Source organism: Candidatus Palauibacter sp. (assembly GCF_965222475.1).
GTDB lineage: Bacteria > Gemmatimonadota > Gemmatimonadetes > Palauibacterales > Palauibacteraceae > Palauibacter.
Map to the genome: position 1 here is coordinate 720093 of NZ_CBDCUB010000007.1, position 22754 is coordinate 742846.

19 protein-coding genes are annotated in these 22754 nt (G+C 68.3%); 17 read left to right on the top strand and 2 right to left on the bottom strand.

All coding sequences use genetic code 11. The features are described from left to right. Nucleotides 1-60 precede the first annotated feature (60 nt). A complete protein-coding gene (locus tag ACOQPP_RS15150; RefSeq protein WP_420636829.1) occupies nt 61-1989 on the bottom strand; it encodes a YfbK domain-containing protein in 1929 nt (642 codons plus the stop codon). Nucleotides 1990-2163: 174 nt separating this feature from the next. Here ACOQPP_RS15150 and ACOQPP_RS15155 point away from each other — a divergent pair, with 174 nt between their 5' ends. After that, nucleotides 2164-2541, top strand: coding sequence for a hypothetical protein (locus ACOQPP_RS15155; RefSeq protein ID WP_419167837.1), 378 nt, complete (start codon nt 2164-2166; stop codon nt 2539-2541). A 49-nt stretch (nt 2542-2590) separates the two neighbouring features. Here the strand turns inward: ACOQPP_RS15155 and ACOQPP_RS15160 are convergent, their stop codons facing one another. Next, on the bottom strand, nt 2591-4078 hold the full coding sequence (locus tag ACOQPP_RS15160; protein ID WP_419168003.1) for an anthranilate synthase component I family protein: 1488 nt from the start codon (nt 4076-4078) through the stop codon (nt 2591-2593). A 184-nt stretch (nt 4079-4262) separates the two neighbouring features. Here ACOQPP_RS15160 and rocD point away from each other — a divergent pair, with 184 nt between their 5' ends. The 16 genes from rocD (at nt 4263) to ACOQPP_RS15240 (ending at nt 22730) form a co-directional block, all read left to right on the top strand. Beyond that, the gene (gene rocD, locus ACOQPP_RS15165) at nt 4263-5480 is read left to right on the top strand and encodes an ornithine--oxo-acid transaminase (protein WP_419167836.1); all 1218 of its coding nucleotides are present in this window, start codon (nt 4263-4265) and stop codon (nt 5478-5480) included. A gap of 278 nt (nt 5481-5758) precedes the next feature. Then, on the top strand, nt 5759-6301 hold the full coding sequence (locus tag ACOQPP_RS15170; RefSeq protein ID WP_419167835.1) for an RNA polymerase sigma factor: 543 nt from the start codon (nt 5759-5761) through the stop codon (nt 6299-6301). After that, nucleotides 6295-7383, top strand: coding sequence for a hypothetical protein (locus ACOQPP_RS15175; RefSeq protein ID WP_419167834.1), 1089 nt, complete (start codon nt 6295-6297; stop codon nt 7381-7383). Before ACOQPP_RS15170 ends, ACOQPP_RS15175 begins: the two co-directional genes overlap by 7 nt. 71 nt (nt 7384-7454) lie before the next feature. Beyond that, nucleotides 7455-9362, top strand: coding sequence for a hypothetical protein (locus ACOQPP_RS15180; RefSeq protein ID WP_419167833.1), 1908 nt, complete (start codon nt 7455-7457; stop codon nt 9360-9362). 72 nt (nt 9363-9434) lie between these two features. Then, nucleotides 9435-10445: a hypothetical protein gene (locus ACOQPP_RS15185; protein WP_420636830.1), complete on the top strand. Its 1011-nt coding sequence runs from the start codon at nt 9435-9437 to the stop codon at nt 10443-10445. A 107-nt stretch (nt 10446-10552) separates the two neighbouring features. Further along, nucleotides 10553-11671: a 6-bladed beta-propeller gene (locus tag ACOQPP_RS15190; protein ID WP_420636831.1), complete on the top strand. Its 1119-nt coding sequence runs from the start codon at nt 10553-10555 to the stop codon at nt 11669-11671. A 138-nt stretch (nt 11672-11809) separates the two neighbouring features. Beyond that, nucleotides 11810-12952, top strand: a complete 1143-nt coding sequence (locus ACOQPP_RS15195) for a hypothetical protein (protein WP_420636832.1) — start codon at nt 11810-11812, stop codon at nt 12950-12952. Between the two features lie 176 nt (nt 12953-13128). Beyond that, the gene (locus ACOQPP_RS15200; RefSeq protein ID WP_419167829.1) at nt 13129-14109 is read left to right on the top strand and encodes a hypothetical protein; all 981 of its coding nucleotides are present in this window, start codon (nt 13129-13131) and stop codon (nt 14107-14109) included. A 26-nt stretch (nt 14110-14135) separates the two neighbouring features. Next, nucleotides 14136-15323, top strand: coding sequence for a hypothetical protein (locus tag ACOQPP_RS15205; protein WP_420636833.1), 1188 nt, complete (start codon nt 14136-14138; stop codon nt 15321-15323). Next, a complete protein-coding gene (locus tag ACOQPP_RS15210; protein WP_420636834.1) occupies nt 15320-16558 on the top strand; it encodes a hypothetical protein in 1239 nt (412 codons plus the stop codon). The genes ACOQPP_RS15205 and ACOQPP_RS15210 overlap by 4 nt, the downstream gene beginning before the upstream one ends. 188 nt (nt 16559-16746) lie before the next feature. Next, complete coding sequence (locus tag ACOQPP_RS15215; protein ID WP_420636835.1) at nt 16747-17910, top strand: hypothetical protein; 1164 nt, start codon at nt 16747-16749, stop codon at nt 17908-17910. Next, nucleotides 17907-19151: a hypothetical protein gene (locus ACOQPP_RS15220; protein ID WP_419167825.1), complete on the top strand. Its 1245-nt coding sequence runs from the start codon at nt 17907-17909 to the stop codon at nt 19149-19151. The genes ACOQPP_RS15215 and ACOQPP_RS15220 overlap by 4 nt, the downstream gene beginning before the upstream one ends. Beyond that, nucleotides 19148-20275, top strand: coding sequence for a 6-bladed beta-propeller (locus ACOQPP_RS15225; RefSeq protein WP_419167824.1), 1128 nt, complete (start codon nt 19148-19150; stop codon nt 20273-20275). Before ACOQPP_RS15220 ends, ACOQPP_RS15225 begins: the two co-directional genes overlap by 4 nt. A 9-nt stretch (nt 20276-20284) precedes the next feature. Beyond that, a complete protein-coding gene (locus tag ACOQPP_RS15230) occupies nt 20285-21493 on the top strand; it encodes a hypothetical protein (protein ID WP_419167823.1) in 1209 nt (402 codons plus the stop codon). Nucleotides 21494-21496: 3 nt separating this feature from the next. Continuing rightward, nucleotides 21497-22627 (top strand): 6-bladed beta-propeller, encoded by a 1131-nt coding sequence (locus ACOQPP_RS15235; RefSeq protein ID WP_419167822.1) that lies wholly within the window; start codon nt 21497-21499, stop codon nt 22625-22627. Further along, entirely contained in the window at nt 22578-22730 is a 153-nt protein-coding gene (locus ACOQPP_RS15240; protein WP_419167821.1) for a hypothetical protein, read from the top strand. Before ACOQPP_RS15235 ends, ACOQPP_RS15240 begins: the two co-directional genes overlap by 50 nt. The last annotated feature ends 24 nt before the right edge of the window (nt 22731-22754 follow it).

Sequence of the window (22754 nt, forward strand, 5' to 3'; positions counted from 1 at the left end):
CCGCTGCGGGCCGCCGCGATCGTCGTCAAAGCCGCGGTGCCCGAGGGACGAGCCGCAACGTTAACGCTGGCCGCCCCCGGTCGCTTCGGCTCCCAGGAGATCGAGGTCCCGGACGGTCTCCACGAGGCGGATGAACTCGCCGCGATAACCCCGCGGGTCCGACCCTCTGCCTCTCTCGGCGAGGCCGATGACGTCGTCAAGAGTGTAGCGACCCGCGTGAGGCGAGTCCCGCAGCAGCATGCCGAACCCCGCCACCGCCGCGGCGAAGCGGAAGCCGCCCGAGGGAGAGGCGGCCCGATCGGGGACCGCGTGCGCCAGCAGTTTGCTCTCCGAACCGTCGGGATCCTTGTAGCGGACCTTGACGTACAGGAGTTCGTCCTCGAACGCGCTCTCGGGGGCCGCCTCCGCCTCGGGCGGCTCGGCGGCCGGCTGGTAGCGGAGCGGGTCCACGGAGCCGCGCGGCACCGGGAGACCCGCCGGCACGACCTCGTACAGCGCGGTCACGGTGTGACCGGCCCCGAGTTCGCCCGCGTCCTTCGTATCGTCGTTGAAGTCCTCGTCCGCGAGCAGCCGGTTCTCGTAGCCGATCAGCCGGTAGGCGGCCACCCGCGCGGGGTTGAACTCGATCTGCAGCTTGACGTCCTTCGCGACCGTGAGGAGCGTCCCGCCCATCTCCTCGACGAGCACCTTCCTGGCCTCTAGGAGCCCGTCCACGTAGTGGAAATTCCCGTTCCCGTGGTTGGCGATCTGCTCCATCTTCGAGTCCTTCAGGTTGCCGGTGCCGAAGCCGAGGACCGTGAGGAAGATCCCGCTCTCCCGCTCCCTCTCTATGAGCCGCACCATCTCGCCGTCGCTGGAGGCGCCCACGTTGAAATCGCCATCGGTCGCGAGGATGACGCGGTTGTTCCCGTCCTCGATGAAGTGTTTCCGCGCCACTTCGTAGGCGAGCGCGATCCCGGCGCCGCCCGCCGTGCTTCCCCCGGCCTCGAGTCGCCCCATCGCCTGGAGGATCTTCCCGCGCCGGTTCCCCTGCGTCGAAGGGAGCACGAGACCCGCCGCCCCCGCGTAGACGACGATCGCGACGCGGTCGTGCGGCCTCAGTTGGTCGACGAGCAGGGCGAACGCCTTCTTCAGCAGAGGCAGCTTGCCCGGGGGCGACATGGATCCGGACACGTCCATCAGGAAGACGAGGTTGCTGGGCGGGAGGTGCGCCGTCTCCACGGAGGGCGCCCGCAGCCCGACGCGGACGAGCCGGTGCTCCGGTTTCCACGGCGCGTCCCACACCTCCGTCTCGACCGCGAACGGGTGGTCCCCGGATACCTCGTCCCACTCGTAGGGGAAGTAGTTGATCAACTCCTCGATCCGGACCGCGTCGACCGGCGGCCGCTCACCCGCCTGGATGAACCGCCGCATGTTGGCGTAGGAGGCGCGGTCCACGTCGATCGAGAAGGTCGAGAGCGGCGACGCGCTCACGAGCCGGAAGTCGTTCTCCTCGATGGGCGCGTACGATTCCGTGTTGAAGCCGGGAACCCCGTGCAATACCTGCACTGCCGCGGCGCGCGCGCTCAATGGCCCCACCGTAAACGGGAGCGCGGTGCGCGGAGTGGTTCCGGCGACGCCCGTCACGACGATGTCCTGGATCCTCAGGGCGGTCTGCTCGAGCGTGAAATCGAGCACCGCCGTCCGGTTCGCGACGACCGTGACGCTCTTCCGCATGTCCCGGTATCCGATGAGTCGAACGGCGACAATCTGCCGTCCCGCAGGTACATCCTCCAGCGAATAGGCGCCGGCCGCGTCCGTCAGCGTACCGGTGACGGTTCCCTCGATGAAGACCTGGGCGCCCGCGATGGGGGCGCTCCCGGCCGCATCGACCACCTTCCCCTCAACGGTTCCTCTTTCCGGCTGGACGCTCGCGGTCGCGGGAGACGACAACGCGAGCAGGAGTCCGAACAGCGTCCCGATCCCGGCTGACATGCGGTAAACGTTCATGGCCCCCTCACTCCTTCGTTCCGGCAAAGGGGTCCGCCGTCTTCTCGTGTGCAGCGGCCCCGCGTACACCCGTAGACGCCCCGAGTCGGAAAAGGGTGACATCACCCCCGCGGCCGGAGAGCAACGTGCGCAAGGAAACTGGCGTAGGAACGACGGGTCGTATACTGTGTATACATGTCTCTGCCTCGTCCCCTGTGTACCCGCCTGTCGCGGGAAGTGGAGTCTGAACTCGAGCGCATCTTCTTCGAGCAGCAGTGGACGCCTTCCGAGGGACTCAGGACGATTCTCCGTGAGTGGTTGAGCGTGCGGAGATTCCCGCGGATCGAGTTTCGGGAGACGCGGGCGGGTCGGCGGGCCGCGCTGCGGGGCGGGCCCGAAGCGTGGGAGGTCGCGGCGGCCGCGGGCCCGGGGCGCGCGATGAGCGCCGCGGTGGGCCAGCGGTTCGCGGGCACACGCACCGAGGCCCTCGAGGAGGCGCTCGCCTTCGCCAAGGAATACGCGGACGAGATCGACCCCATCATCGCCCGCGAGGAGCGACTCGCCCGGCTCTGACGGGACGGGCGTTCGCCCGGCTCTCGCGGACCCCACCCGGAGCGTGGGGCTACACGTCGGCCAGCGCCTCCAGGAGCACGCGGGCCTTGTGCCGGGTCTCCTCCCACTCCCGCGCGGGTACCGAGTCGTAGACCACGCCGGCCCCCGCCTGGGCGTACACACGGTCCCCGCTGGAGAGCAGAGTCCGGATGACGATGGCCATGTCGAGGCTCGTGGCGCCGTACCCCACGTATCCCGCCGCGCCGCCGTAGGGGCCCCGGCGGGTCGGCTCGAGTTCGTCGATGATCTCCATGGCGCGCACCTTCGGCGCCCCCGTCAGGGTGCCGGCCGGAAAGCAGGCCTGGAACGCGTCCACGGCGTCGACTCCCCGTCTGAGCGAGCCCGTGACCTCGCTGACGAGGTGCATCACGTGGCTGTAGCGCTCGATCTCCATGAAGCGGGCCACCTCGACCGACCCGGGCCTGGCCACCCGCCCCACGTCGTTGCGGCCGAGGTCGACGAGCATGAGGTGCTCCGCCCGCTCCTTCTCGTCGGCGAGCAGATCGCGCGCGTGCCCGTCGTCCTCCTCGGGGGTGGCGCCGCGCGGCCGCGTACCCGCGATCGGCCGCACCGTGACGCTCCCGTCCTCGACCCGGACCAGCGTCTCGGGGGATGAACCGATGAGACGCACGCCGTCCAGTTCGATGAAGAAGAGGTAGGGCGACGGGTTGCTGCGCCGGAGCGCCCGGTACAGTTCGAGGGGGTCGCCGCCGAAGTGGGCGCCGGCGCGCTGGGAGACGACGACCTGGTAGGCGTCGCCCGCCACGATGTACTCGCGTATGCGATCGACGGCCGCCTCGTAGTCGTCGCGCGAGCGGTTCCCGGAGACCTCGGGTGGGCCCGCCGGATCGCGGCCCGGCCGTCCCAGCCCGTGCGGCCCCTCCAGCCCCCGGACCCACTCCGCGAGCCGGTCGCAGGCGTCCCCGTAGAGTGCCTCCAGATCCTCGGCGTCGTGTGAAATCGGGACCGCCGCCACGGCGAAGGCCCGTGAGAAGAGGTTGTCGATGATGAGGACCTGCTCCGTCGCCATGAAGCAGGCGTCGGGCACGCCCAGGTCGTCCGGCGGCGCGCCGGGCAGCCGTTCGAGCCAGCGCACCGTGTCGTAGCCGAAGAATCCGACGGCCCCGCCCCAGAACCGGGGCAGGGGAGGAACCTCGACCGGCTCATAGCGGGTGATCCACGCCTCGAACGCCCCGAACGGGTCGTCCGTCGGTTCGGAATCCCCCCACCCGCCGCCGGGGGTCCAGTGGCGGATGTCCAATCCGTCGAGTCGCCAGGCCTCTCGGGGCGCGGAGCCGAGGAAGCTGAACCTCGCCCAGCGCTCGCCGCCCTCGACCGACTCCAGAAGGAAGGAAAACGGCCCCTGCCGGAGCTTCGAGAACGCGGTGACGGGTGTATCGAGGTCGAACGGGATCTCGATCGCGACGGGGACGATGCGGCCGGGTTCGGCCAGCCGGGTAAACTCGGCGAAGTCGGGGATGACGGACGTGTCGCTCATGCGAAACAAGGTAGCAGTCCCTCGCCCGGCGAGGGAAAGCACGGCGCCGAATCGTCTTGCCGCAAGCGCCATTTTGGCCTACCGTTCCCGGTCCGGTTCAATCCGGCGAGACCGGCTCCGGTCCGCCACGGACTGCCAAGGCCCAACCGATGGTCGAGATCGCTCGACCGCCCATGAGGAAGCGATGAACACGAGCGAATACCTCTCGCAGGTCGACAAGTGGAGCGCGCACAACTACCACCCGCTGCCCGTGGTGCTCGAGCGCGGGGAAGGTGAATGGGTGTGGGACGTCGAGGGGAACCGGTACCTCGACATGCTGAGCGCCTATTCCGCGGTGAACCAGGGGCACCGTCACCCGCGCATCATTGCGGCCCTGCGCGCGCAGGCGGAGAAGCTCACGCTGACTTCCCGCGCCTTCCACAACGACCGGATGGGGCCCTTCCTTCAGCAGCTGTGCGAGACGACGGGGTTCGCGCGCGCGCTGCCCATGAACACGGGCGCGGAGGGCGTGGAGACGGCGATCAAGGCGGCACGCAAGTGGGGGTACACGGTCAAGGGAGTGGCCGGGGACCGGGCCGAGATCATCGTCTGCGAGCAGAACTTCCACGGCCGCACGACGACGATCGTGGGCTTCTCTTCGGACCCCGGTTCGACCTTCGGCTTCGGACCGTTCACGCCGGGCTTCGTGCCGATCCCCTACGGCGACACCGATGCGCTGGAGGCCGCGATCACGCCGAACACGGTCGGGTTCCTGGTGGAGCCGATCCAGGGCGAGGCCGGGGTCGTCGTGCCGCCGGATGGGTTCTACGCGCGGTCGCTCGAGATCTGCCGGGCGAACGACGTCCTCATGATCAACGATGAGATCCAGACGGGTCTCGGACGGACGGGCAAGCTGTTCTGCGCCGACTGGGAGGGAGATCGCGGTGACATCATGATCGTCGGGAAGGCGCTCGGGGGCGGTGTGTTCCCGGTCTCCGGCATCCTCGCCAACTCCGAGATCATGGACGTCTTCCACCCCGGAGACCACGGGTCGACGTTCGGCGGCAACCCGCTGGGCGCGGCGGTCGGCATGGCGGCGCTCGACGTGATCCGGGACGAGGACCTGCCGGCGCGGTCGAACGAGCTGGGCTCCTGGTTCAAGCGGGAGCTGGAGGCGATCGGTTCGCCGCACATCGACCACGTGCGGGGTCGCGGCCTGTTCATCGGCGTCGTGGTGCGCGACGAGTCGGGGTCGGCGCGTCCGTTCTGCGAGGAACTGCAGGCGCGCGGTATCCTCGCCAAGGAGACGCACGAGCAGGTGATCCGCTTCGCGCCTCCACTCACGATCGAGAAGGCGAGTCTGGAATGGGCGTTGGAGAACATCGCCGAGGTGCTGCGGGGCGCGGCGGTCGCCGTCGCCTGAACCTGGGGTTCGGGCGCTCGCCGCCCGACCGGGAGCGTACGCCGCGCCCGGCAACCCGCCCCGGGACGACCGGCACCGGCCCGCCCTCGCCGCGGGCCGGTCGCCCCCCGGGTCCGGCCGCCGAGCCGCCCTCCGGCGGTCCGGAAGAAACCCGCCCCCGCGATCCGGACGAATCCCGCCGCCCGGATCCCGACGGAACCGGCGCAACTAATCTCCCGTTCGCTGTGTCACCGGTCTGGAAACGAAGGAACCGGCGTGGACCCGGAGACCCCGCCAACGTGACCGAACCACAGCTCATCCAACGGCTCAAGGACGGGGACGAGAACGCGGCGCGTTCGCTGTACGACGCGCACGTGGAACGTGTGTTCCGGATCTGCTACCGGTTCGCGGGGGAGGACCATCTCGCACAGGACTTCACTCAGGAGACGTTCGTGCGGGCGTTCACGAAGATCGACACGTTCCGCGGCGAGTCCGCGTTCGGGACGTGGCTGGGGTCGATCGCGACCACGGTGTCGCTGAACGGACTGCGGAAAGTGAAGCGCTTCCGCGGCCGCGAGACGGTGCTGCACGACGATCTTCGCGCGAGCGGCGGGCCGCGCGGGGTCGAGCCGGACGTCAAGGCTCGGCTTCACCGGGCGATCGATGAACTGCCCACCGGCTACCGGACGGTGTTCCTCCTCCACGACCTGGAAGGCTACACGCACGAGGAGATAGGAACGATGCTCGGCATCAAGGCCGGCACTTCGAAGTCACAACTCTTCCGGGCCCGCAGCCGCCTGCGGGAGGAGCTCGCGGACCACGCGGGAGAATGGGCGTGCTGAAGGATCAGATGGGCGACATGGACAATACGGGCGATACGGGCCACACGGCCGACGCCTGCAGCGCCGGCGATACAGGCGACATGGAGCGATTCCTGGCGTTCCTGCGCCGCGAGGCGGCGGACTACCACGCGCCGCCACCCGCGCCGGCTGAAGCGATGTGGGCGGCGGTCGAGACGCGTCTCGCGGAAGACTCGCTCGCGGAGGACTCACTCGCGGACGTCATGGACGACGAGTTGTTCGACGCGGCCGGCTATCATGAGCCGCCGGCCGCGCCGCGTGAGGCGATGTGGGCGCGGATCGAGTCGGCCTGGGTCGCGCGGCGGCCGGTCGGGCAGGGGGCGGGCGAGACGACTGCGGGGCCGGTCCGGCTGGGCGTGGTCCGCACGCTCGGGCGGCGGCCACGCCGCACGGTCATTTGGCTGACGGGAGCCGCCGCCGCCTCGGTCGCGCTGGCTGCGGCGCTGGGTCGGGGTGAGCGGCTTCCGATACCGGGCGAGGCGGAGATGGTCGCGGCGGCGGCGCCGGCGTCGGTCGCCGCGACCGACGCCGGGCCCATCGCGCCGCCTGCCGCCGCGGCGACGTCGGTGCCCTCGCTCGTCGAGGAGCCCCTCGAGACGAGTCGCGAGTTCGCGGCCGTCACGGCCCCGCCGGCAGCCGACCCGGCCACCCGCCCGGGCAGCGCGGGTGCGCCCCCGCCGGGCAGCGCGGCCGTCAGCCTTCCGTCTACGCAGCCCGCGGGCCATGGGCCGTCACGCGCCCAGGCCAACGACTACGACGCGTCCCGGCACCTCGACCAGGCCGCTACCCTGCTCGTTGCCTTCCGCACGGATATCGGGAGCGACGAGTCCCAGCGCGATCTTGCCCGGTGGGCGCGGGAACTGCTGGTGGAGACCCGGTCACGGCTCGCTACGCCTGCCGCGGAGGGTCAACGAGAACGGGCCCTGCTGCAGGATCTCGAACTCGTCCTCGTTCAGATCGCGCGGCTCGGCCCGGATGCTCCGGACTTCGAGCGCGAACTGGCCCGCGAGAGCATGGAACAGCAGGGTACGCTGATGCGGCTTCGTTCAGCGAGTGGAACGTGATGCGTGACCGGGCGAGATCATCCGGCACGCACGATAAGACGCATGGAGATGCACGATCACGGAGGCATATCATGAATTACCGCGCGAGACACCTGATCTCCGTCGGACTGCTCCTGGCCGGTCTCACGGCGGCTGAAGCCGTCGCCCCCGGTTCGCTGCAGGTGCTTGGGGCGAGGAGCCTTGCCGCACAGACGGTCCGGCAGGGGGAGGTCCAACGATTCCTCGAGGCACGTCGCGCCATCAACGCGGAGGAGTTTGAACGTGCGGTGGCGCTCTTCCAGGCGGTGCGGACCGAGTCCTCGCTCACGTCACCTCCGTTTGAACCCGATTCATACTACTGGGAGGCGTTCGCCCTCTATCGCCTCGGCGATCTGGCCGAGGCGCGGTTGCTACTCGAGACTCTCATGATCGGGTTTCACGAGGCGCAGCCGGTCGATCAACATGGCAGGCACCTCCCCGGGCGCCTGTACCAAGATGCGCGGGCCCTGGAATTCGAGATCCGAAGCCAACTCGCGTCGAGCGGCGACGCTGGCGATGCAGAGGCACTGCTGCGCGATGCAGAGGCGACTCTCGAGGCCTCCCCCGCGATGCTTGGTTTTCGCGTGATGCCCGTGGAGGTGATGGGCGAAATCGTCTCGCTCCCGGTGTCGGTCGCCGATCTGGCGGTCTACGGGGACTCGCTGGTGGCCGACTCCGCCGCGGTCGACGCCCAGGCCGACTGGATGATCGCCGAACTCTATTCGAGGGCGGACACGATGCTCTCGGAGCGTCATGCGCAGGCCGACTCCACGATGGCCGACGTTCATGCGCGGGTGGACTCGCTGGCTGCCGCGCTGCGGGGACAGCCGCGGCCGACAGGGCAGGCGCCGGTGCAGAGCGTCGCGCCGGTCGGACAGAATACGGCCGATTACGAGGAACGCGCGGCGGAGTATCAGCGGCAGGCCGAGGAGTACCAACAGCAGCTTGCGGCCTACGATTGGCAGCGGGCGGAATACCAGGAGGCCTCGCGCGCCGCGGCACAGGAGCGGCAGCCGTGCGATGACGTGTCGGTGCAGCTGGCGGCGCTCGAAGCGGTGATGCGGTACGACGAGATCAACCGGATGCAGGTGCTTCGCGGCGTCCTGGAGCGCGAGGACGGGTGTTCGACACGGCTTCACGAGGAGGCGGTCGAACTCATCGGGAGACAGGAAACGCTCGAAGCGCAGTCCGTTCTTCTCAGCGTCGTCCATCGCCACCCGGAGAAATCCGTCCGCAGAGCCGCCCTCCAGGAATTGTGGCGTTTCGACTCGGAAATCGCGTTCAGTGTGCTCCGGGAGACGCTCGCCGTCTCGGATGACGAAGCCCTGCAGAGCGATGCGATCAGCGGGCTCCGCACGAGCCGGTATGCGACGGACTCGTCGGCGCCCACCGCGATCCAGAACGCCCTCATCAGCGCGGTCATCAACCGCTCGAAGTCCGAACGCATTCGTACTTCGGCGATCCGTGCGCTGCGGGACCGGGATCACGTGGAAGGCGGAATCTTCGTCCGAATCTACGACCAACTCGATTCGGACGATCTCAAGGAGACTCTGCTTAGCTCGGTGGCGAGCAAGGTGGGGGAGAAAGAGGATATGGAAACCGCCGCCTGGGCGCGCTCGGTCGCCTTCGACCCGGAGGCATCCAACGCGGTGCGCGGCGCAGCCTTCAGCGCGTGGGCGGCCCACCCGACGGTGACGGTGGCGTATCTCACGGACCTCTACGGGGAACTGTCGGAACCGTTCCTGAAGCGGCAGGCCATCTACGCGATCTACATGCGGTCGAGGTCCGACCCCACAGCCCCCAGCGTCCTGATGGAACTCATCCGCAACGAACCGGACCAGGAGGTGCGGGAGCGCGGCATCTACTGGCTCGGCCGCACGGAATCCGAAGAGGCCGTCGAATTCCTGCTCGAGTTGCTGAGCCCCCCCGCGACGGATACGGTCCCGCGACGACCCGAATGAGACGCAGCAACAGGAGTCGACGTCCTGATTCGGGGTAGTTGAGACCGAGACTCCTGGAAGGATGGGAGCCCCATGAGAAGCCTCCGTACGGCACTCGGCGTGGTCGCGCTGCTTGTTGCAACGGCGTCGCCGGGCCTCGGCCAGGTTATTGAGGGGCCGGACGGACCGGTCGAGTTCGTCGGGTTGAAGGAGTGGGACGCGCGCGACCTCTTCGACGCCATCCAGGAATTGGCTCCCGACCAGCCATTCCACGCCTGTGCCGCGGTCATGGAGATGGAACTCGGATTCGCCGAGGCGGCTGCCATGTCCTACAGAACCGTGGGTTCCGACGACGTCTACACCGTCGTGGTCGGCGTGGAGGACAGCGCGCATGTCCGGCCCCGGGCGATAGGAAGCGAAACCCTCCCTCTGCCGGACACGTGGCAGACGCTGAAGACGGTTGCCGAGGAGGACTCTTACACGCTGAGTTCGGCCGCGCGAACGCTCCACTCTCGCGCCGCCGCCGAATGGATCGGTTCCGACCCCGACGCCCTCGCGGAGGTCTGGGCGCTGGTCGACGGTGCGAGCAGCCAGGAAGATCGCCGCTTCGCACGCGAACTCCTGGCGAGGGATGCATCGAGGTCCGCGCGCGAGATTGCGACCCTCGTGCTCGGCAACTTCGTGGACCGCGACGCGTCATGGCGCGGCCTGGTGCTCTCCATGACCGATCCGGAAGACCGGGTCGCAGCCGTAGCTGGGAGCCTGCTCCAGGGACTGATCTACTCGGATCGTAGGCGCCCGGTCGACTGGTCTCAGGCGCGAGAGCCTCTGCTGGCGCACTTCGGCGGTACGAATCCGTGGTCCTTCGACTTGGTTCTGCGGGTTCTGGTTGCCACCGAAGTCGATCCGGAGTTCGGGCGGCAGTTGGCTCGAGAACGGCCGGACCTTCTGCTGGCGTATGCCGGCGCCGAACACCGCGGGACGCAGGCACCGGCCATCGCCTTCTTGATGGCCATAAGCGGCGAGGATTTCGGAACCGATCTCGAAGCCTGGACCACATGGCTCAACGGTCGGTCGGACAGTGGAAGGAGCGTCGGGGAATGAGCCAGCCGACCACCAGGGGATGCCTCGCAATCAGGATCCTCGCTCTGACCCTTTGTAGTGTGGGGTGCGAGGACACAAGCGAAGATGCCGACAGCGGGCCTGAGGTGGTGGTCCGGGACAGCGCCGGCGTCAGCATTGTGGAGAACGACGCGCCCGCACCGGACTCGCGGCTGCCGTGGGAGTTCGGCACGCAGCCATCCCTTTCGATCGGTGCCGTCGACAGCGGCGAAGCCGACCAGTTGTTCCAGGTCACCGATGCGACCCGGCTGCCGGACGGCAGAATCGTGATCGCCAACTCGGGTAGCAATGAACTCAGGGCCTTCAACGCGGACGGCTCGCACGCGGCGACATGGGGAGGCCGGGGAGAGGGCCCGGGCGAGTTCGTCAGTTACAGCCCGACCGTCGTAGCCTCCTGGCCCGGAGACTCGATCGCCGCAGTGAATCCCTGGGGAACCCGCTTGTCACTGTTCGATGCGGACGGAAATCACGGTCGCGACGTGCCCCTCGACGCCAGCCTGCTGAACGTCGTCGATCTGCTGCCCGACGGGAACATCTTCACCAGCGGCAGTGGGGGGCTCCGTAGGAATATGACAGGATCCTCGGGCCTCGTTCGTTCCAACGCGGAATGGGAAATCCTGGACGCGGACGGCACGCTGCTCGCTTCACTTGGCGAGTTTCCGGGAAGCGAGTTCTACGCGATCTTCGCGCCCGACGGCAGCCTCGAGGGCGGCATGCCCCACCCCTTTGGACGCGGCACCATGGGAGCCGTATGGGGAAAGCTCGTCGCCATCGGCGTGCAGGACAGCTACGAGATCAAGGCATTCGCCACCGATGGGTCGCTGGTGAGAACCGTCCGCCGCGCCGGCGACCTGGAGAGCCCTGCGCAGGCCGACCTGGACGAGTACTACGCCCGGCGCTACGCCGACCTGCCGGACGAGGATCGAATCAGCAACCTGAATGCAGTGCGGGACATGCCTCTGGTGGAGTCCTGGCCCGCCTTCAGTGAGATTCTGTCCGATCGCGCCGGCTATCTCTGGGTGCGGGAGTACCGGACTGCAGCGTGGACAGTCTTCGACCCGGAAGGACGGGTCCAGGGCCTGATCGAAACCCCACCCGATCTCCGCACCTTCGAGATCGGCGAAGACTACATTCTGGGCTGGGTATACGACGAGCTGGGGGTGGAATACGTGCAGCTCTGGTCGTTATCGCGGGAGATTCCCTCCTGACGCGGGGCCAGTTGGAGCGTGGGTCGGTCGACCGTGTGCTCGCGGCTCCCGGCCTTCTGCTCCTGACCATGCTCGCGCTGCAGGACCTGTGACTCGGCGGGGACGCCGGCCGGGACTCTCCACTCGGACTCCGCGGGCGTGGCGATCGCCACGGCTCTCGAACCTCTCTGGGAATCCGGCGATGGCTGGACCGTGAGCGATGAGCCCCTGGTGGAGATCGGGGCTGCCTTCGGGGCAAGCGAATACCAGCTCGACAGCGTCGTCGGGGTCGTTCGTCTCGGCAACGGAGATATCGTCATCGGCGAGCGATTCTCCGGCGAACTCCGGGGCTACGATCGGGAAGGCGTCTTCATGTGGAGGGCGGCGGGAAGCGGCGACGGCCCCGGGGAACACCGACGGCTGATCTCCCTCCACGCTTTCGCCGGTGACTCGCTGGTTACCTTCGACATCGCTCAGGACCGCCTGCAGGTCTTCGCTCCCGGCGGGGAATTCGTCCGCGCATTGCGGGTCGAGGGGTCCTGGCCCGGGTTCAGTTCCGGTAGTCCGATCGGCGTCTCGGGGCACCGTCTGGTCATCGACCCTGCGGACTACAGCCGGATCCCCGAGGGCGTCGTGCGCTGGCCCGCGATCCGCCTCGCGACCCTTTCTCTCGAGGACGGGACGATCGCAGCCCTGCTGGATGTTCCCGGCGGGGAACAGTTCGTCGAACGACTGGGGGAAGGCGTGGTGTATCAGGGCTACGAGTTCGCCAAGGGCCCGGTCTTCGCCGCGGAAGCCGGGCGGCTCGCGGTCGCCGACACCGAGGCCTACGCCGTCCGCTGGGTCTCCACCGACGACGGCTCGATCACGCGCATCCTGCGGCGGGATGAGCCGATTCGACCCGTTACCAGCGTCCATGTGGAAGCTTGGCTCGACGAGATGGCCGAGCGGAACATGACTTATAACAGGTATACGCGTGAGCAGGCAGAGGCTGCGAAACCGGGTTGGCGGGACCGCCCCCGAGCGGAGACCCTCCCCGCCCTGCGGTCGATCCACCTGGACGCGACCGGTCATCTCTGGGTGGAGCCGTACTTCGGTCCCGGCGTCGAGCGGTCCCCCTTCGAAGTCTACGCGCCGGACGGCACATGGCTCGGCAGCATCTCCATGCCTCCGGGGCTGGACCGGGGAGCCACGGCCGGCAGCGCTCCGCATCTCGAGATCGGCGACGACTATGTGCTCGGCGTGTGGCGCGACGCGCAGGGCGTCGAATACGTGCGCCTTTACCGCCTGGACAAGTCCTGAGAGTGCCCGGGGGAGAGAGAATCATGGGTCAAAGACGCCGCGGTTGTCTCCTGATACAGAGGGTCCTGGCAGGTACGTGCCTTCCACTCCTGGCCTTCGCCGCCGCCTGCGGTCAGGGTGACGCGGTGGGCCCGGGTGTCTTCACGCCCGAGCTCCTCAGCACGGCAGCCGTGCCGTTGAGCGAAAGCGCAGAAGTCGCGCTTCTTGCGGACGAGCGCACGGCCTGCGTCATCGACTCCTACGAGGGCCAGGTCCGCTGCGTGGACGGGGAAGGCACCGTCGCGGGAGTCTTCGGGCGCGAGGGGGAAGGTCCCGGGGAGTTTGGCAATCCCGGGGACCTCGCTCGTGGCGATGACGGAACGGTTGGAGTGGTGGATCCGGCATTGGGCCGCTTCACGGTCTTCGAGGCGTCGGGCGCCTACGTGTCGGATGTGATGCTGCCGGACAGGCTGTTTGAGCCCCTCCCGTCGTTCGGAGCTGCGGTTTCGGGTCTGTCGCTGGACTACATGGCGATGCTCGGCGGCGAGACTTCCGGATCGCTGGTGACCCGGTACGACGTGAACCTCGCCTCCGGGCAGGTCGTGCGGGAGGAAGGGTCGCCGCGCGGGCCGTGGGATGTCGGGTGTGGGCAGGTCATCTATGGCATCCCGGACCACGAGGAGGGCTGGGTCTTCGTGGCCTGCGAAGGGCATCTGATCTTTGTCGGCGGCACCGGCGACGCCACGGTTCTGCGCGCGCCGATGTACGTCCCGGAACTCCCGGACGAGCGCGACGTGGCACGGCTCGAGGAGATGCTCAGGGGCTTCAACAGGCGGCGGGGCTTCCCCATCTCCGAGGGCGTCGAGGAGCGGCTGGAAAGCTATCGCGCCACCCCGAAAAACTACCATCTGTCCACGGGCGAGCAGTTGTTCGACGACGCCAACCGCTACTGGATCGCCACCCAGCGCGACCAACACGAATGGTCCTACCTGGACGTGTACGAGAATGCCGAATACCTCGGGTCGGTGCGGGTCAGGGATCGGCTCAGGGCCTTCGACCTCCTGGGGTCGACTCTGGTCGTGCTGGTCGACCGGCAGGTCGGGGCGGACGATGGCGACGGGATTCCGGACCGGGCGCTCGACTGGTACGACATCGCGGACCTGCCCCTCGCCCGGTGAGGAGCCGCGTACTGACGCCGAGCGGCATGCTGATTCCCGCGGCGGCCCTCGCTGCCTGCGGGGGAGACCCCGGACTCACCGGCGAGGCCCAGGTTCAGGTCCGAGACAGCGCCGGGGTGCGGATCGTCGAGTACGTGACAGTGCCGGAGGTCGAGCCGCCCTTCGCCCTGGCGGCGGAACCGCTGTACCGGCACGGGGCGAACCCCGGCGACTACGAATTCCAGTTCGTCGACGCCGGCCGGCTCTTCCCGGATGGAAGCGCTGTCGTTGCCTGGTACAGCGAAGTGGTCGTCTTGAGTCCGGACGGGACGACGCACGAGGTGCTCGCCAGGGTTGGAGAGGGGCCGGGCGAAGTCATCTCCCCCTACTCGGTGTTCGTCCTGGGCCAGGACAGCGTCCTCGTGCCCGACGATCGTCAGTCTCGCCTCACTCTCTTCGTCGGCGATTCGGTCGCGCGCATCGTGAGCCTCCCTCGGGCAGCGCACGTCGGTGTGGCGGGGATCGGTGCATCCGGTGAACTGCTGCTCATGAACCGATTCCCCTACCGTTCCCGGGTCGATATAGAGGACGAGTGGCTCGCCGGGCACATGACCCTGTTCGATATCGAAACCGGCGCCCTCGACACGGTCGCGTCGTACGACCACTTCCACCGAGAGCGATCGGGGCAGCCGCGGCCGATCATCCGCCCCGTTGGCGAGGTCACGGTCGCTGCCGGGCGGTTCGTCTACACGAGGTCCGACAGGCCCGAAATCACTTGGCGTATGCCGGACGGCAAGGTAATCCGGATCGTGCGTTGGCGGCCCGAGCCCACCCTGCTGACCGAGGAACTCCTGGAGGGCGGCGAGGCCTACAACCGGATGATCGGCCGGAGGCACTACGGAGTATCCGATGCCCGGCTCGATGAGATGATTCAGGAAGACATGTCCCGGTATCGCGCCATGATCGGCCAGCCGATACCGCTCTTCGGTTCCCCCTTCGCCGACCCCGACGGCAACGTATGGCTGCCCTCCTACCGGCCGGCCTACCCGGAAGAGGGGTCGCCGTACACCGTCATTTCCCCGGACGGGGAGTGGCTGGGACAGGTTGAGACTCCGCCCGGGTTCCGCATCCTCGACGTGGCCGGAGGGCTCGTCCTCGGGGTGCTCAGGGACGATTTCGACGTCGAAAGCGTCGCCGTGTACGAGCTGGCGACGAGAACCTCGGCGGTGCGGTGACAAGCCGCATACTGATGTTGGCGTCGGCCCTCGCTGCCTGCGGGGGAGGCACCGGGCTCACAGACGACATTCAGGTCCAGATCCGGGACAGCGCGGGTGTGCGGATCGTGGAGTATGCGGGCGAGTCGGACATCGAGGCACCCTTCGCCCTTGCGGCGGAACCGCTGTACCGGCACGGGGCGAACCCTGGCGACTACGAATTCGAGCAAATCAACTTCGGCCGTCTCTTTCCGGATGGCGGCGCCGTTCTCTCGGACGAGTGGAGCAGCGAACTGGTCGTCCTGAACCCGGATGGCACCACACACGAAGTGCTGGCCGGACGGGGAGAGGGACCGGGCGAAGTTGGCTTCGTCGACGCCCTGTTCGCGCCGGGTCGGGACAGCGTCCTGGTGGCCGACCGGCGCCTGGGCCGCGTCACGCTCTTCGCCGGCCGTTCGATCGCGCGCGCCGCCGAACTCCATCGGTCAATCGGCCTCCGTGTGGCGGGCATCGGCTCATCCGGCGAGTTGCTGCTGGCGACTTCGGTGCTGCTCACCGCTCCCAGCTTCCGGACCGGATTCGAAGGCGAATGGCGCCCCGGGCACATGGCCCGCTTCGACATGGAGACCGCCGCGCTCGACACGATCGCGTCGTACGACTTCGTGCCCCGCATCCCGCCGGAACTCGAGTGGTGGGACCCGATCGAGGCGGTGGGTCAGGTCCTGTTCGCCAACGGGCGATTCGTCTACACGAGGTCCGACCGGCCCGAGGTGACCTGGCGTCTGCCGGACGGCACCGTGACGCAGATCGTACGCTGGCAGGCCGAACCCGCCCACCTGACCGAGGAACTGGTGGAGTCCGTCGAGGCGGCCCAACGAAGGAGGACCCGCGCCGAGTACCGCAGCGTTTCCGAGGCCCGGTTCGAGGAGATCCTGGAGGAGGACATGGGCACCTACTCGGCGAGCGTCGGCCGAGCGATGCCGCTCTTCGGATTCCCGTTCGCCGACGGCGAGGGCCGTGTGTGGCTGCCTTCCTACCGGCCGGGCGGCTTCCTGGAAGATGCGTCCCCGTACACCGTCATTTCCTCGGATGGGGAGTGGTTGGGACAGGTCGAGGCTCCGCCCGGATTCCGTATCCTCGATGTGACCAGCGAGTTCGTCCTCGGGGTGTTCCGGGACGAGATGGATGTCGAGAGCGTCGTGGTCTACGCGTTGGTGGAAAGATCCTCGATCCCCGCGCAACCAAGCCGCCGCTGACTGTGTCCCCGGTTCGGTACGACTGAACCTGCCACGGGGAGAGAGTTATGGGTCACGCCTGCCGCGGTTGTCTCCTGATGCGTTGGGTCCGCTCAGGTAGCCTACTTCCACTCCTGGCCGTGTCGGCTCTGCAAGCCCGCGGTTTGGCGGGGGAGCAGGCCGGCACGCTGCACTCGGATTCGGCCGGAGTGGCGATCGCCACCGCTGTCGAGGCGCTGTGGGGACCAGACGAGGGCTGGACCGTGGGCGAGCAGCCGCTGCTCGAGGTCGGGACGGCCATCGGAGATCCCGACTACCAGCTCTATGAAGTCGTGGGGGCGGTGCGCCTGAGTACGGGAGACATCGTCCTCGCAGACGGAGGGTCCGGCGAACTTCGCCGCTACGACCGGGACGGGACCTTCGTGTGGCGCGCGGCCGGTGAGGGCGAAGGGCCGGGCGAACACCGTTCCCTGTCTTTCCTGGGCGTGCTCGCGGGCGACTCCCTCGTTTCCTACGACAACCGGCTTTGGCGCGTGCAGATCTTCGCTGCGGACGGTGAACTCGCCCGGACAATCCGGGTGGAGCCACCCTGGCGCGAATCTCGACCTCGATCGGCTGTGGGAGTATCGGGGCGCCAACTGGTCATGAACTTCACGGACGGTGCCTACGGTGGCGCCTGGCCGGAGGTGGAGGGCGTCGTGAGATGGCCGGGGATCAGGATCGGGACCCTCGACCTCTCGGACGGCACGATTCACGCGGTGTCGGATTTCCCCGGTCAAGAGGGAGTGATACGGCGCTCCGGCGAAAGCGTCGCGCACATCGGTTACGACTTCGGAAAGGGCCCACGGTTCGCCGTCGCTCCCGGGACGCTCGCCGCCGTCGATACGGGGGCGTTCGATGTACGGTCGATCTCCCTCAGGGAGGGCAGCACCGCTCGAATCCTCCGTCGCGACATCGCACCGATTCCCGTCACGAGCGCCCACGTCGATGCCGAGATCGAGGCGTACATCGAGTCGAACGTCACATACGGCGGCGTCTCGCGCGCGCAGGCGGAGGAGATGGCGCTGAGCCGGCGCGAGGACCCCAGGGCCCCGACGCTACCCATCCTGCGCTCCATCCGCCTGGACGCGCTGGGGAATCTCTGGGTGGAGCCGTTCTTCGGCGCCGGGATAGAGGTCGGGCCCTTCGAGGTCTTCGCCGCCGCCGGCACGTGGCTGGGCAGCGTCTCCGTGCCGGCCGGGTTGGAACGAGGCTTCATCCCGGACTTCGCCCCGGGTCTGGAAATCGGCGACGACTACCTGCTCGGCGTGTGGAGCGACGCCCAAGGCGTCGAATACGTCCGCCTCTATTCCCTGGAGAAGGACGGGTCATGACCATCCGAACGCCCCGAACGATGCGGATTCCCGGGTTCCTGCCGACGGTCCTCACCGGTGTCCTCTGTGGCGTCCTCCTTGTGGCGTGCGCGGGCGGCCCGGACGGCGCTGGAGGGCTGCGAAGCGTCGTCCGCGACAGCGCCGGAGTCATGATCGTCGAGAATGGGCGCCCGCTTCCGGAGTCGCGGCTGGAGTGGCGAGTCGGGTCGGCGCCGGCCGTGACGATCGGGACGACGGAGGGCGATCCCGCGTACGAACTCTTCCGGGTCGGCGACGCGATGAGGCTTTCCGACGGGCGGATCGTGGTCGCCAATACGGGCTCCGGCGAACTCCGCATCTTCGACTCCGAAGGCGTCCATCTCGAATCGTGGGGAGGCCAGGGCGATGGTCCGGGCGAATTCGGCATCATGGCTCCGACGCGCGTGGAGCGGTGGCCGGGCGATTCGCTGATGGCCAGGGAGCCGTTCCAGCGCCGGATCTCCATCTTCTCCGGGCGTGGAGCGTTCGGTCGCGCCCTCAGGCTGCAGCCGCAAAGCGGCTACGAGTCGGTGATCGGCCCGCTCCCGGACGGAAGGGTCCTGGCCCAAACGCTGACGACGTACTCGGGCGGCACGCCGGGCACTTCGGAGCTCACGCGTCCGGATCGGGAGTACGGGATTCTGGAGGCGGACGGGAGCGTACACCGGGACCTGGGCGTGTTCCCCGGATCGGAACTGTACGTCGTCAACACGGCGAACGGGCCACGTCCCCGCCGCTATCCGTTCGAACGCCGCGCGTTCGCGTTCGTGTGGGGGGATCTTGTCGTGATGAGCACCAGCGATCGCTATGAGATCCGCGCCTATCGGACGGACGGGTCGCTGGCGAGGATCGTCCGCCGCGACCACGAGGTCCGCCCACCGACCCGGGCCGACCTGCGCGACTACGTGGCCCGGCAGAACCCCGACCGGCCCGAGGTGCTCGACGCGGTTGCCGACATGCCGCTCGTCGAGGCATTCCCCGCCTTCGCCCGGGTGCTCGTCGACCGGTTGGGTTACCTCTGGGTCGAGGAATACCGGCTGCCCGGGGACGCGGACCGGCTATGGACCGTGTTCGATCCGGAGGGTCGCGCCCTGGGCCTCTTCGAGATGCCGGGCAGCTTCGCCGTCCAGGAGATCGGCGAGGACTACATCCTCGGCACGCGGGAGGACGAACTCGACATCGAGTACGTGGAGTCCTGGTCCCTCGATCGTTCCGGCTCGTGAAGCCCGGAACTCCGGTCGGGATCGCGCTGTTCCTGGGAGTTGCGGCGTGTGCGAACGGTAGTTCCCCCGCGCCGCCGGAGGTCCCGGTCTGGGAAGGGTCGATCGACCTCGAGGTCGGCGAGGTCGAGGGGGAGGATCCCTACCTGTTCACGACCATCGGCTCCGTCGTGGAAGACGACCGCGGGCGGATGATCGTCGCGGACTATCAGACCCACGAGGTGCGGGTGTTCGAGCCGGACGGCCGCTTCGCCTTCCGCTTCGGCGGCCAGGGGGAGGGGCCCGGCGAGATGACGAATCCCTGCTGCATGACGTTCGGGCCCGATGGCCTCCTGTGGGTGCGGGAGAGCATCCGCTACAGCGCGTTCAGGCTCGAAGACGAGGGTGCGGAATACGTGCGCGGCCTCAGGAGCATCAACGCCTCCTTCAATCTGATCGCGCCGGTGACCTTCGATGCGGAGGGTCGGCTCGTCGATCTCGGGATGGCGGCCGGCGACACCCGGTTCACGCGCTTCCACCTGGGTCCGGGCACGGCCGTGGATACGGTCCCGGTGTCGACGGCCGAGGAGCAGGCCACCGGCTTCAGCCCGGTCGATATCATGGTGGGGGATCAGGCCGCCTCATTCTTCCTCTACCAGCCCTTCGGTCCGCTGTGGATGCACGGGCACGGGCCGGGAGGCTGGTGGGCCACGGCGGTCAGTTCCGCCTACGCGGTCACGCTTCACCATCCCGACGGAAGTACGTCATCGATCGAAGTTCCGCTCCGGGGACCGGAGTTGACCGCGGACGAGCGCCGCCGCGCGCAGGCCCAGATCGACCGGGAGAAGGAGAGATTCGATCTGCGAGAGCACCCATGGGGGATCCCCGATCGCAAGCCGGTTCTCGCCGAACTCTTCTTCGATCGGGCAGGCCGGCTGTGGGTGGAGAAGACGGGTGTCGACGGACAGGAGATGCGTGAGGCCGATGTCTACCGGGCGGGCGCGCTGGTGGCGCGATACCGGTGGCCGCGCAGCGTCACCCACCTCGGATCTCCCTGGGTCACCGAGACGACGCTCTACGGCACGACACGCGACTCTCTCGACGTGTGGCGAGCCGCACGCGTCCGCTTCACCCGGATCCCGGAGTAGGAGGCACCCATGAACACCGTCCGTGCGATCGCGCCCCTGGCCGCCGCCGTCCTGTCCCTCGGGTGCGACGTCTCGTCCGGCGGTCGGCCCCAGGACATTTCCGTGCGCGACAGCGCGGGGGTCGAAATCGTCGAGAATCGCGGGGAGATCCCCGAGTTGGCGCTGCAGGCGGAGCCCCGCCTGCGGCTGGGCCGGCAGGACGGTCCGCCCCAGGTTCAGATGTTCCGGGTGGTGGACGCCCTGGAACTGGAGGACGGCTCCGTCGTCGTCGTGAGCCAGATCGAGCCCCTCATTCGCATCTTCGCCGCCGACGGCACACTTCGGGCTTTTTTCGGGTCTCTGGGCGAGGGGCCGCGCGAATTCGGGCTCCCGCAGAGCGTCTGGAAGGCGGGGGCGGATTCCCTCGTCATCTATGACTGGCGGAATCGGCGGCTCGCCTACTGGACCGCGGGCGGGGGCTTCCTCTCGGTGAGCCCGATGCGCCCGCTCCCGGCCGCCCCGCTGCCCGGAGGGCGATTCCGGGACGGGAGCGTACTCGTCCAGAGCCTCGTGATGACCAGATCGGACGAGTTCACCTGGTCGCCGCTCATCGGAATGCGCTACGACGAGTCCGGAGCCCTCCGGGATACCATCTTCAACGTGCCCGGCTGGAACCTCGGGCCGGTCGAAATCGGCGGCGAGACCGTCCGTGTCGACCGGCACTTCGAGGGACTGGCCGGAGCCCGCGCCCTGCAGGACGGCATCGCGCTGACGCTGGGGGATGCGTACGAGGTCCGCGTCCTGGATCTCGCGGGGCGGCTGACCCGGCTGATTCGCTGGACCGGACGCGACCGCACAGTCACGGAGGCGCATGTGGCCGCGGCCCGCGAGGCCATGAGGCGCCGGGTGCCGGAGGAACAGCGGCAATCGGCCCTGCGCCGCTTCGACGCGACACCCGCCGCCGAGCAGTTCGGAACCGTGTCCGGACTTCGCACCAGCCCGGACGGAGGCATGTGGGTACGGGAGATGCCCCGCCCCGGCGATCCCGAAGGGGAACGGTGGCTCGCGTTCGACGGCGCAGGACGCCTCATGGGCCGTCTTGCGCTCCCTCCGAGCGCCAACCTCACCCGCGTCGGCCGGCGGCACCTGATCGCGACGGAAACCGACGAACTCGACATCGAGTACGTGTCCCTCTACTCCCTCCCGGCAGCACTCGCGAGCCCTTCCGAGGGGCGTTGAGACATGAAGGAGATCCGAACGACTCCGCTCACGGAGGTCTCGGCAACCCTCGCCGCCTTGGCGACCCTGGCCGGTTGCGCCGGCCCCGCTTCGGAGAGCGACTGGACGACGGTTCGCGACACGTTGCCCTCGGGCACCGTCCGCGTCACTACCGTGCCGGCGGCGGAGGTCTCCCCCACGTGGACACTGGTCGAAGAACTTCGCGTCGGTTCCGTGGAGGGCGACGGGCCGGACGCGTTCGCATACCTGAAGGGTCTTGTCGTGCTGGACGATGGGCGCTTCGCCGTCCTCGATTCGCAGGCGCAGGAACTCCGCGTCTTCGGTCCCGATGGCGCTCACATCGCGACCCACGGCCGCGAGGGGCAGGGACCCGGCGAGTTCGTGGACGCGAACGGTCTCATGCTGGATCACGATGGGCGGCTTTGGGTCCCGGATACCCGCAACGGGAGGATGTCGGTCTTCGATCCCGAAGAGGGGTTCGTGGAGTCCTTCCCGTTCGCCGACGCCAACTTCAACTGGGTCTGGAACGGCGCGATGGTGGATGGGAGCCGCATCTACCGGCCATCGTGGGCGTCAGGGAACCGGAGGCTGCTTCGCGTCTACAATCTGACGATGACGCTGGTCGACTCGCTGCCGTTGCCGAGCAATCGTCCGCAAGACGAAGAGTACGATCCCGAGAGTCAGCCCGGCGCTTTCTACCAGGAGTCCGGCGGCGGCTACATGATGTACTCGATCCCGTTCTACCCGCACGAGGTCCGCTACCTCGATCCGCGAGGCGCGGTGTGGTCCACCCGGCCCGGAGATCCCGAATACCGCATCAAGCGGTGGCAGCCGGGCGGTGACACGACGCTCCTGGTCGAGACCCGTCGACCCGCCGTCCCCGTCCCTGCCGTGGAACGCGATTCCGTCATCGACTCGATGAGGCAGATGCTCTCGAACATGGGCGTGGGTGAATGGGACTGGTCCCGGGTCCCCACCACCAAGCCTGCCGTCGAGGACATCTTCGAATCAGCCGAGGGCAACCTGTGGATCCGGACCCCCTTCCAACGGCGATGGGATCCTGTTCGATGTCTACTCGAGGGACGTGTCCTATCTCGGCACGGCCAGCCTTGGGCCCGGCCTCAACCTCTTTGAGCGGGTCACCCCGGTCGTGCGAGGCGATCTCGTCTGGCTGATCATGACGGACGAACTCGACGTGCCCTACGTGATCCGGGCCCGTATCGTGCCCGTCGGCTGACCGGCGCGCGACTGGGGCAGCCGA